Annotated in this window: 13 protein-coding genes; 4 read left to right on the top strand and 9 right to left on the bottom strand. The window is 64.7% G+C overall.

The genetic code is table 11. The features are described 5' to 3' along the window. The first annotated feature begins 19 nt into the window (after positions 1 to 19). Together SKP52_RS06185 and SKP52_RS06180 are read left to right on the top strand one after the other, a co-directional pair. The gene (locus tag SKP52_RS06185) at positions 20 to 304 is read left to right on the top strand and encodes a GNAT family N-acetyltransferase (protein WP_052207913.1); all 285 of its coding nucleotides are present in this window, start codon (positions 20 to 22) and stop codon (positions 302 to 304) included. Between the two features lie 12 nt (positions 305 to 316). Then, positions 317 to 739: a DUF1810 family protein gene (locus tag SKP52_RS06180; RefSeq protein WP_039572883.1), complete on the top strand. Its 423-nt coding sequence runs from the start codon at positions 317 to 319 to the stop codon at positions 737 to 739. A 3-nt stretch (positions 740 to 742) separates the two neighbouring features. On the opposite strand, the gene SKP52_RS06175 is transcribed toward SKP52_RS06180, so the two are convergent. The 9 genes from SKP52_RS06175 to SKP52_RS06135 form a co-directional block, all read right to left on the bottom strand. Further along, entirely contained in the window at positions 743 to 1,495 is a 753-nt protein-coding gene (locus SKP52_RS06175) for an SDR family oxidoreductase (RefSeq protein ID WP_039572881.1), read from the bottom strand. Between the two features lie 90 nt (positions 1,496 to 1,585). Continuing rightward, on the bottom strand, positions 1,586 to 2,809 hold the full coding sequence (locus SKP52_RS06170) for a bifunctional alpha/beta hydrolase/OsmC family protein (protein ID WP_052207911.1): 1,224 nt from the start codon (positions 2,807 to 2,809) through the stop codon (positions 1,586 to 1,588). A gap of 82 nt (positions 2,810 to 2,891) precedes the next feature. Next, positions 2,892 to 3,476, bottom strand: coding sequence for a glutathione binding-like protein (locus tag SKP52_RS06165; protein WP_039572878.1), 585 nt, complete (start codon positions 3,474 to 3,476; stop codon positions 2,892 to 2,894). Between the two features lie 105 nt (positions 3,477 to 3,581). Continuing rightward, positions 3,582 to 4,040, bottom strand: coding sequence for a carboxymuconolactone decarboxylase family protein (locus tag SKP52_RS06160; RefSeq protein ID WP_039572875.1), 459 nt, complete (start codon positions 4,038 to 4,040; stop codon positions 3,582 to 3,584). A gap of 29 nt (positions 4,041 to 4,069) precedes the next feature. Next, positions 4,070 to 4,495, bottom strand: a complete 426-nt coding sequence (locus tag SKP52_RS06155) for a hypothetical protein (protein ID WP_039572872.1) — start codon at positions 4,493 to 4,495, stop codon at positions 4,070 to 4,072. Between the two features lie 28 nt (positions 4,496 to 4,523). Beyond that, positions 4,524 to 5,282 carry an SDR family oxidoreductase gene (locus SKP52_RS06150; RefSeq protein WP_039572869.1) on the bottom strand — a complete coding sequence of 253 codons (759 nt, stop codon included), beginning with the start codon at positions 5,280 to 5,282 and terminating at the stop codon, positions 4,524 to 4,526. A gap of 397 nt (positions 5,283 to 5,679) precedes the next feature. Continuing rightward, on the bottom strand, positions 5,680 to 6,606 hold the full coding sequence (locus tag SKP52_RS06145; RefSeq protein ID WP_039572866.1) for an SGNH/GDSL hydrolase family protein: 927 nt from the start codon (positions 6,604 to 6,606) through the stop codon (positions 5,680 to 5,682). A gap of 1 nt (position 6,607) precedes the next feature. After that, positions 6,608 to 9,697, bottom strand: a complete 3,090-nt coding sequence (locus tag SKP52_RS06140) for a TonB-dependent receptor domain-containing protein (RefSeq protein ID WP_052207909.1) — start codon at positions 9,695 to 9,697, stop codon at positions 6,608 to 6,610. A 48-nt stretch (positions 9,698 to 9,745) separates the two neighbouring features. Next, positions 9,746 to 11,074, bottom strand: coding sequence for a dicarboxylate/amino acid:cation symporter (locus SKP52_RS06135; RefSeq protein WP_148309249.1), 1,329 nt, complete (start codon positions 11,072 to 11,074; stop codon positions 9,746 to 9,748). Between the two features lie 236 nt (positions 11,075 to 11,310). On the opposite strand from SKP52_RS06135, the gene SKP52_RS06130 reads away from it, so the two are divergent. Together SKP52_RS06130 and SKP52_RS06125 are read left to right on the top strand one after the other, a co-directional pair. After that, positions 11,311 to 13,107, top strand: a complete 1,797-nt coding sequence (locus tag SKP52_RS06130; RefSeq protein ID WP_039572858.1) for a sensor histidine kinase — start codon at positions 11,311 to 11,313, stop codon at positions 13,105 to 13,107. Further along, a complete protein-coding gene (locus tag SKP52_RS06125) occupies positions 13,104 to 14,441 on the top strand; it encodes a sigma-54-dependent transcriptional regulator (RefSeq protein WP_039572855.1) in 1,338 nt (445 codons plus the stop codon). The genes SKP52_RS06130 and SKP52_RS06125 overlap by 4 nt, the downstream gene beginning before the upstream one ends. Position 14,442: the final 1 nt, after the last annotated feature.

Below are 14,442 nucleotides of genomic sequence, written 5' to 3'. Positions count from 1 at the left end.
CACGCGAAAGGGAACCGCCATGGACGCCGAAGTCATCGACAATGTCGAAAAGCGCTGTTTCGAACTCGATCTGCCCGACGGTTCGACCGCTGCCGCCTTTTACCGCGTCGACGAGGAAGGCCGACTGGTGCTGATCCACACCGAAGTCCCGTCCGAATTCTGGGGCATGGGTATCGCGTCGCAGCTCGCCGAGGGCGCGTTCCAACTGATGCGGCAGACCGGCCGCAAGGCGATCCTGCGCTGCCAGTTCATGGTCAATTTCTTTGGTCGCCATCCCGAATTCGCCGACGTCGTCGCCGGTTGATCGAGGCCCGCCATGACCGACGAATATGATCTTGAACGCTTCGTAACCGCGCAGGCCGAAGCCTATGACGATGCGATCGACATCCTGCGCCGCGGTGCGATGTGCACGCCCTATATGGATTTCATCTTCCCGCGGCTGGGCGACGAAGGCGGCGACGAGAGTTTCTATGCGCTGTCCTCGCTCGACGAGGCGCGCGCCTATCTGGATTTCGCGCCGCTCGGAGGCCGCTATCGTGAGTCCGTCGAGACGCTCTTTCGCCTCGTGCAGACGAGCGCGCGGGCAGTGTTCGGCGAGGTCGATGCCGCGAAGCTCCACGCCTCGCTCACCTTGTTCGCCGAAGCGTCGAACGAAGTGCTGTTGCGTTCGGTGCTCATCACCTGGTTCGACAATATGGTCGACGAAGACACGATCGTCCGCATCAACCGCGACGCCTGACCCTCAAGCGAAGGCGATCCATTCGCGCAGCCAGTCATCGAACCGCTGCCGCGCGATGCCCGGACGACTGTCGCAGGTGAGCGGCTCGCCATCGAATTGCGCACCGAAATAATGTGCATCGGGGTCCACCGAAATCCAGCGCGGATCCTCGTTCGCGGTCAGGATTTCGACCGCAAGATCAGCAAGGCCGAAAGTATCGGGTCCGGCGATCTCGACAATGTCATTCGCCGGCGCTTCCGTAACCACGCTCGCCAGCGCTGCGACGACATCGTCGGCAGCGATGGGTTGCATCGTCACAGGGGCGAGCCGCATCCGGTCGCCCTCGCCGCCCGCGTCGACAATCTTGTAGACGAATTCGAAAAAGGGCGTCGACCGCACGATTGTAAAGGGGACGCCGGCGCCCAATATCCGCTCTTCCTGACCGCGCTTCGCCTGGAAATAACCGCCTTTCAGCGTTTCGGCACCGACCGCTGACAGGGCGATAAAATGTCCGATCGAAGCCGCGCGAGCGGCCGCCAATATATTGTCGCTCGACGCCGCGAAGAAGCGCCGCATGTCGGCGGCATCGCCATAGCCAGAATTCGACGCATCGACGACGACGTCGGCGCCTTCGATCGCCTCAGCCAGCCCCTCGCCGCTGATCGTGTTGACCCCGGTCGATCGGGCCGCCGCGACGACATCATGCCCCTCGTCGCGCAGCCGCGCGGCGAGCCGGCGGCCGATCATGCCAGTTCCTCCGATGATGGTGATTTTCATGACGTTTCACTCCGCGATGCGATTGCTTTACAGCAATGTAACCCGGCGGGAGTGGTCATAGCAGAACCGAGAGGCGACAATCGCCCTGCACTAAGCGGGCGTATTGTTCCCCGGCGCGAAGGGTTCTTCCCACCCCGCCTCGGCCGCCTCGAAGCGCGATCCCGTCTCGAGCGTGCGATGCACCGGGCAGCGATCGGCGATACTGATCAACTCGGCGTGCTGCGCATCGTCGAGCGCGCCTTCGATCTCGACGCGGCGGGTGAAGATATCAGGCTTTTCGGCGCCCTTTTCCTTGCGATGCGTGACGCCGGTGCGGATCCGGTCGACGGGCCAGCCCTTGCGGTCGGCGTAAAGGCGCAAGGTCATCGTCGTGCAGGCGGCGAGCGCGGATGAGAGAAGGTTGAACGGCGTCGGCCCCGACCCGAGCCCGCCGACGCTTTCGGGCTCGTCGGCGATGAAAGCCGCCTTGCCCGCGCGCATCGCGAGCTGGAATTTGCCGAGCCCCGTTTCCTCGGCCTCGGCGTCGAACTGGCTGGCCGCGGTCGGCGGCGTCGCGGGCAGATAGCGGCCGGCCCAGGCCGAAATCATGTCGGCGGCGAAATCCGCGTCGCGCGCGTCGGTCAACAGATGGTCGGCGCCGTCGAGTGACACGAAGCTCTTGGGGTGTTTGGCCGCGAGGTACATGCTGGTGACATTCTCGATCCCGACGATCTGGTCGATCGGCGAGTGGAGGAGTAGAAGCGGCCGCTTCAGCTTTGCGAGGCGCGCGCCCTGATCCTGTTCGCGCAGGCTGGCGACGAACTCCCGGCGGACGGTGAAGGGGCGGCTACCGATCGCGACGACGCCGCTTCCTTCGCGCTCGATCGTCTCCAACCCTTCGGGGTCGAACTGCTGGAGAGCATGCTCGACGTCGAATGGCGCCGCGATCGTCGCGACCGCGTGGATGCCAGGCAGCGATCCCGTTGCCGCAATGACCGCCGCGCCGCCCAGGCTATGCCCGACCAACAGCATCGGCGGCATCCCGGCGGCATCCATCGCGCCGGCAGCGTCGATCAGATCCTTCACATTATGACTGAAACCCGCCGCGCCGAATTCGCCTTCACTGGCGCCCAGCCCGGTGAAGTCGAAGCGCAGGACACCGATGCCGGCACCGGCGAGACGGCGCGATATCCGCACCGCAGCCTTATTGTCCTTCCCGCAGGTGAAGCAATGCGCAAACAGCGCCCACGCTTTGGTCGAACCGACCGGCAGTTCGAGGCGACCCGAAAGGCGATCACCGTCGGCGTTGTGAAAGTCGAAGGGGCGCGTCGGCATGATCTTCTCCGGTATCGCAGCGGCTGACCAACCGACGCATAACAGAAAGCGCGCGGATGGGGAGCCGCCAAGGTGCCCGCAGTTAAGCGAGCCCCTCGGCCTTGAGCGTCGCCTGCACCGCAGGACGCGCGTTCAGCCGCTGGTGGATCGCAGCGATCGCGGGCGGGATATCGATGCCAAAGCGTTCGGCCCAGCGCGTGTTCACGAACAGGTAGAAATCGGCGACGGTCGGCTGGTCGCCGAACAGATAATCGCCTTTGACCGTATCGCCGAGAAGGCGCATCCGCGCGGTGATATAGGCGCTGGCGACGGCCTTCTGCTCGTCGGTGCCGTTGTGCCAATAGGGCTTATAGCTTTTGTGAATCTCGGTCGAGATATAGGCGAGTGCTTCGACGAGCCGGGTGCGGCCGAGCGGGCCTTCGAGTCCGAATTGCGGATAGACGCCGGCCAGATAGTCGAGAACGGCGATGTTCTCGGTGACGATTTCGCGATTGTCGAGCTGGAGCGCGGGGACATAACCCTTGGGTGTGACTTTGTTGAAATCGGCACCGCTTGCGGTGATCTTTGTCCAGATGTCGACGTTCTCATTCTCGAAGGGCACGCCGGCTTCGTGCAGCACGATATGGGCGGCCAGGCTGCAGGCCCATGGGCAATAATAGAGTTTCATCGATCATCTCCTGACGGGGAGCCGCTGGGACACCGGAGTGCGGTGCCCCAGCGGCCGGGTCGGCACTGGACGGCAGGGTCAGCGGGTCCAGTGCCTCGGGGGCTCTCAGGCGGCGGCCGGTTTTTCGACCGGATGGACCGCGCGAAGGCTGATCTGGACGGTGTTCCAGAAATTGATCGCGGCAACCGCGGCGGTCAGATAGCCGATCTGCTTGTCGTCGAAATGCGCCTTCAGCAGCTCATAATCCGCGTCGGGAGCGCCCGTTTCGGCAATGCCGGTCAGCGATTCGGTCCAGTTCAGCGCCGCGCGCTCGCGGTCCGAAAAGAGCGGCGATTCGCGCCACGCATCGAGCAGGTGGATGCGCATGTGGGTTTCGCCATGCTTCACCGCGTCGGTGACGTGCATGTGGATGCAGAAGGCGCAGCCGTTTATCTGCGACGCGCGCAGCTTCACCAGTTCGAGCAGGCTGTGCTCGATGCCCGAATTTTCGAACGTGGCTTCGACGGCGAGCATCGCCTTCATCGTATCGGGAGCGGCCTGAAAGATATTCATACGGGGGGTCATTGTCATTCTCCTGAATTGCTTGAGAGGATTTACAGGGTGGAAGCGGCGCGGGTCCGTTCCCGGCGCGCGTCGGCGATCGCCCAGCAGCTCAACAATGCCGTGAGGATTGCGGGCAAGGTGACCGCCGGGAAATCGCGCGCGAGAGCATCGGGGCCGCAGATACCCACAGCGACTTCCCAGAAGTGGAAGAAGGCATGGCCCCAGAGCCAGAGTGTCGCTGTTGTCCAGAGCAGCACGCGATATTGCGGACGAAAGGCGCCAACGAGGAGCGAGGTGCCCACAAAGAGGAAGATTAGCCCGATGTCGCGGATGAAGTGCTGGTTGAACGGGCCGGTGGTCGTAACGCCGGGGACCGCGAGGTACCAGTCGCCGGGCGACCAGAGCATGAAAAGCCCGTTCGCCTCAGCGCCGATGCCGAGGATGACGGCCGTCCAGATACAAATAGACTTGAGCATGGTGATCTTCCCCTTGGATCGCAGATGATTATTTCTTCGACGGCGGCGGGACATTTTCCAGCCACCAGTCGAAGCGCGTCGAGCCGAGCTTGGCGCCTGGGCTGGGGATCAGCGAGTCATCGTCGAGCCGCAGTCCGAAATAACGCGCCTCGGGGTCGGTCACGACCGGGCGCGTGTCACCGTCGAACGCAAGCACCTTGCCGATGATTTCGTCGAGGTGGAATTTCTCGGGCCCGCCGATCTCGACGATTTTGTTGGCGGGCTCAGCGAGCGCTACCGAGGTTACCGCGTCGGCGACATCCTCGGCCGCCATCGGCTGGATATAGGCGTGCGACAGGTGGATTTCGTCGCCGACCACCGCCGACTGGCCGATGCCGCGCAGGAATTCCATGAACTGGGTCGCGTGGACGATCGTAAAGGGAATCCCGCTGCCCCGGATCAGCTCTTCCTGCGCCTGCTTCGCCAAGAAATAGGGGCTGACGCCCATTTTTTCGGTGCCGACGACCGACAGCGCGACATGGTGCCCGACGCCCGCGGCCTTTTCGGCTTTGGCCACATTCTCGCCCGCGGTCTTGAAGAAGGTGATCGCGGCTTCGTCGAAGGTCGGCGAATTAGCGAGGTCGACGACGACCTCCGCGCCGCCCAATGCCTTGGCAAGTCCTTCGCCGGTCAGCGTGTTGACGCCGGTGTTCGGCGCGGCGGCGACCGCCTGATGCCCCAGAGCGTTCAGTTTGCTGACGACTTTTGAACCGATAAGCCCGGTTCCTCCGATCACGACGACCTTCATGGCATTTGCCCTTTCCCTGCGACGACGCGGGTTGCGTCCGTTGCATCGGGAATAGCCGGGTGGCCGAACGGGCTGCAGACCTGAGAGGTGAGAAAGCCACTGTACCATCCAGTCTTTTTGTTGCCGTTGGTACAATCAGGCGGTCAGATCTCGGACCTTATCGGCGACAGATCGGCTTGCTTTAATCACCCCACCGAGACGGATCATGTACCTCCCCCAACCCCGCGCGGTCCGCCTCGACTGTCATAGCGTGACGCCGAATACGCTTGTGGAGCCGTGTTAATCGGACGCGACAGGGATGATGAACGCAGGGATTTTTCCGTTTTCTCCCTGCGGCCAACGAATTGGCAGGCGAGCATCCTACCTGTCCGGCTCCCTTTTTTCTCCCGAAGGCTGACTATCCGTTCGCGAGCGTATCACGCGCAACGCCTTGCAGCGCCGCCGCCTGTGCGTCCGAGAGGCCCAGTTCGTCGGCGCCCTTCTCCTTTGCGCCGAGCGTCGTCGGGTCGACCCCGGTGATCGCGCCGAAGGTGACAAGCGCCGAGAGATAATAACCCGCGACGCTAGCGTGATAATGGTCATACGCCCACAGATCGAGCTGGCCATAGGCGATGCCGTCATAGGGATTGGGGTCGGCGACGCCTGTCGTCATCGCGCGGTTCCAGGCCTGGCCGACCGGCACGATACCCGCCACGGACGGGGTGGAGGATCGTGCGCGATCGGCCGCGGCGCGGAGGTCATCGGCCATCGCCGTCACCGGCTTTCGGTACCAATGCCCGCCGGATTTGTAGATCTGGTCGGCGCGGCTCCAGGTCGCCGCGAGCCGGATGTCGACCGCAGGATTGCGCGCCTTGAACAGCGATGCCAGCCGTCCGACGTTTCGCATATAGTCCGACGGATCGCCGGGCTTTGCGCGGTCGAGCGTGCTGAATTCCTGCAGCACGACGATGTCCCACGCCTTGTCGAAAAGCTGGCGCCGCTCGTCATAATGGAATCCCAGCGACTTGCCGCCCTGCGTCTCAAGGCTGACCCGATAGTCGAGCCCCGCCTGCTCGGCGAAGAGCTTGAACAGCGCGGGCACGCCGCCATAGCCGGCGTTGTTGAGGTCGGTGACCGTCCCCGCGCGCCAGTTGCGCGCCGCCGAATGGGCGCCCTGCGTGAAGCTGTTGCCGATGAACAGGATCGTCTTCGGTGCTGCCTTCGTCGGAGCAGATGTCGCGCCGGCGGCGGTTGGCGCGGGCGCGCTCTCCTTTGCCGATGCCGCCGGCGCGACGGCGAGCGCGGCAGCGCCGATCAGGAACCAGATGCCGTGCCCATATTTCATATCAGAACTCCGTGGTGACCGAGCTGTACCAATAGCGGCCATAGGGGCTGTAAAGCGACCCCAGATAGCCCTCGGACGAAAGCGGCGGCTTTTCGTTGGTGATGTTGCGCACCCCGACGCGCCAGCGCATGTCGCCGCCGAGACCGCCGGCGTCCCTGATCCGCACCTGTGCATAGAGGTTGCCCGTCAGCTGCGACTTGACGCGCCACGGGTTGCCGTCGGCGTCGACGAACCCGGTTTCATCGACCGCGCCCGTGTAGCGCGCGAAAGTCCCGATCTGGAACTGACCGAGCGACCAGGTCAGCGACGCTGTGCCGCGCCATTTCGGCCGGCCGTTGGCTTCGATCAGATTCTGGGTCTCGGGCAGCGGCGTCGCGGCGTTGATATTGCCGGCGGCGCGGGCCGCGACAAGCTGGTCGACGGCGTCGCCCGGCGAGCGCGAGAATTTGAGCAGCCGCGTCGCATTGACCGAGAAATCGAACTTGCCGACATCGGTCTTTGGCGATTGCCAGTAGAAGGCGAAATCGAGGCCGCGGACGGTCTGCGGCTGCAGGTTGATGAACTGGTCGCGCACCGTCGTGATCGCGCCCACCGGCGCGATACCGGTGCCTGCGAACTCGGCGACATCGTCGGCATCGGGCGCGCTGCGGATGACATTGGGGTTCGACGACCCTTGCAGGCGGAGCAGATAGTCGAGCGCCACCGCCGTATCGTTACCGAGGATGCCGACGATACCCTTTTGCTTGATCGACCAATAATCGACGGTGAAGGTCATGCGGCCGAGATCGGACGGTATGAAGGTCGGTTCGAACACCATGCCAAGATTATAGTTGGTGCTCTTTTCGGGCTTCAGATCGGGATTGCCCGAGACGCGGCGCGAATAGCCGACATTGTTGCCGCATTCGGTAAAATTGGCGATCCGGCCGGCGCGCAGATCCACCTCGCAGCGCAGGAAGTCCTGGCTGGTCGCGAGACGCGCATATTCGACCGCATTGACCTGTTCGAGGTTCGGGGCGCGGAACCCCTGCGAGAAGGAACCACGCAGGCGGAAGCCATCGACGATGTCCCATGCCGCCGCAATCTTCGGCCGGGCAACGCTGCCGAAATCGCTATAATGTTCAAAACGACCGGCAAGCTGCACGTCGAAGCGCCGGACCAGCGGGATGTTCATCTCTTCCGAAACCAGCGGGACGGCAAGCTCGGCATAGCCGGCGGCGACCGTGCGCTTACCATAGGTGTCGGGGTTGTCGCTGACCGCCGCGGCATCGCTGATCGTCACGGCGCCGCTGACCGCATCGATGAAAGGGCTCGATCCATCGACGGCGGAATCGCGATCGTCTCGCTGGGTCTCGCGCCGCACTTCCAGGCCGAAGGCCACGCCGACATCGCCGCCGGGCAGCGCGAACAGGTCCGAGCGCGAGGCGCGGAAGTCGCCCATCGTCAGCGTCGTCTTCGACCGGCGCCGAAGCTGGAAGGTGATTGCGTCGAGCGCCGCCTGCGAACTGGGGGTGCAATCGCCCGAGCTAAGGCTGTCGACGCAGCCGCCATTAAACGGGTTATAGGCGTCGGGTGTCGATAGGCCGAGGCTCTGCTGGAGCGCCGAGCTGCGCACCGCAAGGCTGCTGTCGACCGCAGAGGCTTCGGAATAGACGAAGGCGCTGTCCCATTTGAAACCCGCGACCTCGCCGCGCACGCCGATCAGGCCGCGGAGTTGCTCGCCCGAGACTTTCACCGCCTGCGGCCCGGTATCGACGAAACGATAGGTGGTGAGCAGGACCGGCAGGCCGGCGATCGGCACATTGGTTAGGCCCGGGATGCGATTGGGGTTCGGCTGGCCGTTGATCGTCGTCGCACCGAAGGGGTTGTAATAGTTGCTGGCCGGAATCCATATCTGGTTGAGGTTGATCACCGGCGGCTGGATGCGCGTCGTATTCGAGCGGTAATAGCCGAACTCGCCGAACAGGGTCAGATCGTCGGTCACATCAAAATGGCCGTTCACGAAGGCGTTGTAGCGTTTGACGCTCGGCATCACCGTGGTTCCGACCGCGGTATCGTAACGCAGGTCGCGAAACGCGTTGTTCGTCGCAAGCGCGGTGTTGACCAGGCAGAGGTCGGCGGTCAGCGCCTGCGTACATCCCCCGAGGCGTGTCGGGCGAACGGTGAATGAACCGGCGGCGGTCGTCAGGTTCGTCGTCCCGCGGCGCGGCCGGCCGCCGGTGACGGGCACCTGCAGCGCCGGCCATGCGCCGCGCGTCGCGCGGCCGTCAGGGGTCAACGAGCCAGCGAAGTCGGGATAGTCGGCGAACAGCGGGCGCAGGTTCGCCGACGCGGTGAAGTCCTGATCCTCTGCGCGCAGCGCCGAGCGGTCGGTATACTCGAACGAGGCGGTGATATTGCCGCGGTCGAAGCTCTTGCCCGCAAGGATATTGCCCTGGAATTCGCGCAGGTGCGTACCTTCAGCGCCGCCATATTGCGCCTGCATGCGCAGGCCGTCGTAATTGTCCTTGAGCACCGTATTGACGACGCCCGCGACGGCGTCCGAGCCATAGAGCGCGGCGGCGCCGTCGAGCAGCACTTCGAGCCGCTGCAGCCCCGTTGTCGGGATCGCGTTCGAATTATAGCTGAGCACAGGAACGGTGCCAGTGTCCGACAGGCCCTGGCTGGCCGGATGCGTGACGATGCGGCGGCCGTTCAGCAGCACCAGCGTGTTTCCGACGCCCAATGAGCGCAAATTCACCGAACCGACGTCGCCGCGCGCGGCGTTGCTGGTCTGTGCATTGTTGCCGGGGTTGAAGCTGACGTCGCCCATTTGCGGGATGTTGCGGATCAGTTCGTCGCCGCTGACCGCGCCGATCGCGTCGAGCCTGTCCTGATTGACGACGACCACGGGCAGCGCCTCGGTTACGCGCGCGCCCTCGATGCGCGTGCCGACGACGACGATTTCGTCGGCGGGGGCGCCGTCGGACTGCGGCTCATCGGTGGCGGCATCGGCGGCCGGATCGGCGGTTGCCGTCTGAGCCTGCGCGGGTGCGCCCGCGAGAAGGCAGATCGCCGTGCTCGCCAGAAGCATTGTTCCAAAACTGCGTTTCATTGTCACTCTCCCCAATTTTATTGTTTGAATTTCGGCGCCCGGCCGGCGTCAATCGCTGTCAGTCTCCACGGGTGCCGCGGCGAGCGGTGCAGGCTCGCCGCGGAGCGCGCGGTTCAGCGCATCGCGGTCGAGCGCATTTTCCCACATCGCGACGACGATCGCGGCGAGCGCGTTACCGATGAAGTTGGTGAGCGCGCGGCATTCGCTCATGAAGCGGTCGATGCCGAGGATCAGCGCGAGCCCCGCGACGGGCACGGTCGGGACCGCCGTCAGCGTCGCGGCGAGCGTGATGAAGCCGGCGCCGGTGACTCCCGCCGCGCCCTTCGAGCTGACCATCGCGACGAGCAACAGCGTGACCTGGTCGCCGAGGCTGAGGTCGATACCTGTCGCCTGTGCGACGAACAGCGCCGCGAGCGTCATATAGATATTGGTGCCGTCGAGATTGAAGCTGTATCCCGTCGGCACGACCATACCGACGACGGATTTTGCGCAGCCCGCTTTCTCGAGCTTTTCCATCAGGCTCGGCAGCGCCGCCTCGGACGACGAGGTGCCAAGCACGAGCAGCAGCTCGGCCTTGAGATAAGCGATCAGGCGGAAGATCGAAAAGCCGCAGAGCCGCGCCATCCCGCCAAGGATGACGACCACGAACAGGATCGAGGTCAGATAGAAGGTCGCGATCAGCGCGCCGAGATTGACGAGCGATTCGACGCCATATTCGCCGATGGTGAAGGCCATCGCGCCGAACGCGCCGATCGGGGCGAAGCGCATCAGCATGCCGACGAGATAGAAGAAGACGCTCGAAAGCTTTTCGAGCATGCCGAGCACCTGTGCACCCGCCGCGCCCGTGTGCGAAAGCGCGATGCCGAACAGGATCGCCGCGAACAGCGCCTGCAGGATCGAGCCCGAGGTCAGCGCCGAGACGAAGGTCGTGGGAATGATCGCGAGCAGGAAGCCGACGAGCGAGGTGTCGTGCGCCTTCGCGTCATATTCGGCGATCTTGGCGACGGCGTTCGGGTCCAGCGTGCTCGGGTCGATATTCATCCCCGCGCCCGGCTGCACCACATTGGCGACGATCAGCCCGATGATCAGCGCGAGCGTCGAGAAGAAGAGGAAATAGGCGAAGGTCTTGGCCGTCAGGCGCCCGAGCGTCTTGCCGCTGCCGACCGATGCGATGCCGGTCGAAACGGTGAGGAAGATCACCGGCGCGATGATCATCTTGACGAGGTCGATGAAGCCCTTGCCGAGCGGCTGAAGCTGGACGCCAATTCCGGGCCAGAAATGGCCGAGCAGCACGCCGCCGGCGATCGCCGCGAGCACCTGCACATAGAGATGCGACCACCACGGTCCGGGCTTTGCCGGCGTGTGCACCGCATTCATGTCGATCGTGGCTGCCACCAGCCTCTCCCCATATCTGCGTCCGGCTCGACGCGGACCGGGGTGTTTCCCGGCCGATGTCTGAAAATAGGGGTGCGATGGAATCGCCGTCAAATGACGCGCAATATGATCTCTTGATGTTGTTATTATTGATATAATACATGGAAAGAGAAGGCGGCCGCAGTAAATTTGTGCAAAATTCCGCATACGTATTGCAAATTTTGTGCAATAATCCACACATGCCGTTGAAGAATGATTCGACCCCGGTCGGCCCGCACACCAACCGCCGACGCCTGTTCGTCGCGGTCGCAATCGGATTGGCAATCCTGCTCGTCGCGGCGTTGGGCCTCGCGCATTGGGCAGCGGATCGCGCCGGCGCACAGGCCGATGTCGAGGCGCGGCAGAATGCGCGCGCACACGCAAGCCTGCTCGAGAGCGAGCTGCAGAAATTCCGCCTGCTGCCACGCGTGCTCACCGAATTTCCCGACGTCCGCGCGGCGCTCGCCGACAAGAGCGACGCCGCTTCACGCCGGCTCGATCGCGAGTTGGAACAGCTGGCGGCGCGCACCGACGCGACGGTGATCTACGTAATCGACGCCGACGGCACGACGATCGCGGCGAGCAACTGGCGCGCGCCGACGAGTTTTGTCGGCGAGAATTACCGTTTTCGTCCCTATTTTCAGGGCGCGATGCGCGATGGTGAGGCCGAGCTGTTCGCACTGGGCACCGTGAGCGGGCGTCCCGGCCTTTATCTTGCGCGCCGCGTCGATGTCGGCGGGCGCCAGCTGGGCGTGATCGTGCTCAAGGTCGAATTCGACAAACTCGAAGCGCGATGGGCCGATTCCGCCGCAGCGACGCTCGTCATCGATGCGGCGGGGATCATCGTCATGAGCAGCGAGCCGCGTTGGCGCTTCCGGTCCTTTGTCCCGATTTCGGCCGCGACGCAGCAGCGGCTTCGCGCGACGCGAAGTTATGGCGACGCGCGCCTCGATCCGCTGCCGGTCGAGCGCGTCGACGGCGGCGTTCGTGTCGGGGCGGAGTTGTATCGCCAGGCCGACGAGCGCGTTTCCTTTCCCGGCGGCACACTCCGCCTGCTTCAGCCCGCCGCGCCCGCACGCGCCAGCGCCAATGCCACCGCGCGCGTGGCCTTCCTCGTCCTGCTGATCCTTGTCGGCGCGGCGATCATCACCTTGCTCCGCCTCGTCGAGCGACAGACGCTGCGCCAGGCCGCGCATGATGCACTCGAACGCGAGGTCGCCGCACGCACGCGCGACCTGCGCACGGCGAACGACGAACTGCGGCTGGCGTCCGAACGGCAGCGCGAAACCGACCGCCGCTATCGCGCCGCGCGCGAGGAACTGGCGCAGGCGAGCCGGCTCGGGTCGATCGGTCAGATCACCGCGGGCGTCGCGCACGAAATCAATCAGCCGATCGCCGCGATCCGGACCTTTGCCGAAAACAGCCTGCGCTATCTCGAGCGCGCAGAGCCCGACAAGGCGCGCGGCAATCTGGATACGATCGTCGCGCTGACCGCACGCGTCGGCGCGATCACCAATGAGCTGCGCAATTTTGCGCGCCGCAAGCCCACGCCGCTTGGCCCCGTCGCAGTGCAATCGGCGGTCGACGGGACGCTGCTCCTGATCGGCGACCGGCTGCGCGCGCAAGGAATCACGCTCGACGTCGACATCGAAAATCCCGCGACATCGGTACACGCCGACCGCGTCCGGCTCGAACAGGTGCTCGTCAATCTGCTGCAAAATGCCGCCGATGCGGTGCACGGAGAAAAAGAGCCCCGCATTGCGCTCCACGCGCACGGCAGCGACCCGGTCCATATCGACGTCTGCGATAACGGCCCCGGCGTTCCGGCCACACTGTTGCCGCAGCTCTTCACCCCCTTCGTCACGGGGCGGCCCGACGGGCTCGGGCTTGGACTGGCGATCGCGAGCGATATCATGGCCGAATTCGGCGGCGCGCTGACGCTGATCCCCTCCCCGTTCGGCGGCGCGGGCTTCCGCCTGACGTTGAGGCTGGCATGAGCTTCTTCACCGACAAGCAGACGATTCTCTTCGTCGACGACGATGCGGCGCTTCGCGAGGCGAATGTCCAGACGCTCGATCTTGCCGGGCTGGCGGTCGCGGCCTTTCCCGACGCGCAGAGCGTCTTGCCACGAATCGATGCGGGCTTCACCGGGGTCGTCGTCACCGATATCCGCATGCCGGGGATGGACGGGCTCGAACTGCGCGCCGCGATCCACGCGATCGATCCCGATATCCCCGTCATCCTGATCACCGGCCACGCCGATGTCGCGATGGCCGTGCGCGCGCTCCACGACGGCGCGTTCGACTTTCTCGCCAAACCCTTCGCCGCCGACCATCTCGTCGGGATCGCACGCCGCGCGCTCGCGCATCGCGCGCTGGTGCTCGACAACCGGCGGCTGACCGCGGCGGCGGCGGCGATCGACAGCCCGCTGATCGGCGAAAGCCCGGCGATGGTCCGGCTGCGCGAGACGATCGCGCAGCTCGCGCAGGCCGACATCGACGTGCTGATCGAGGGCGAGACGGGGACGGGCAAGGAACTGGTCGCGCATATGCTCCACCGCCAGAGCCGGCGGAGCGCGGGGTCGCTCGTCGCGGTCAACTGCGCCGCGCTACCGCAGGAATTGGCGGAGGCCGAACTGTTCGGCAGCGACCTGATCGACCGGAGCAGCGGCAAGCTCGGCCAGGCGGGGCGCATCCGTAGCGCGCATCGCAGCACATTGTTCCTCGACGAGATCGACACGATGCACCCGTCGGTGCAGGCGAAATTGCTGCGCGTGATCGAGGAGCGCGAGGTGCAGCCAATCGGCGCGGCCGCCCCCGAGCCCGTCGACCTGCGCGTTGTCGCCGCGACGAAGACCGACCTGATGGACGCGGTGCGCGGCGGCGATTTTCGCGAGGACCTTTATTATCGGCTGCATGTCGTGAAGCTGCGTATTCCGCCCTTGCGGGAACGCCGCTCGGACATCCCGCAAACCTTCGCCTTCTTTCTCGACGAGGCGGCAGCGAAGATGGGGATGGCGCAATTCCAGATCGACGACGGCGTGCGCCGCCACCTTGTCGAGCATGACTGGCCGGGCAATGTCCGCGAGCTCAAGAATTTCGCCTATAGCGTCGTGCTCGACCTGCCTTCAGACCCCGGCCTGTCGGCGATGCCCACCGACGCGCCGCTCGCCGAACGCGTGCGGCGGTTCGAGGCGACGATCATCCACGACACGATGGCGCAGACGCGCGGCAATATCGCCGAGACGATGGCGCGGCTGCGGCTTCCCCGAAAGACGCTGTACGACAAGATGCAGAAGCTTGGGATCGACCCCAAGAGCTTCCGGAACTGAG

Source organism: Sphingopyxis fribergensis (assembly GCF_000803645.1).
GTDB lineage: Bacteria > Pseudomonadota > Alphaproteobacteria > Sphingomonadales > Sphingomonadaceae > Sphingopyxis > Sphingopyxis fribergensis.
The sequence above is the reverse complement of the archived record's forward strand: the minus strand, read 5'-3'. Positions and strand labels throughout refer to the sequence as shown.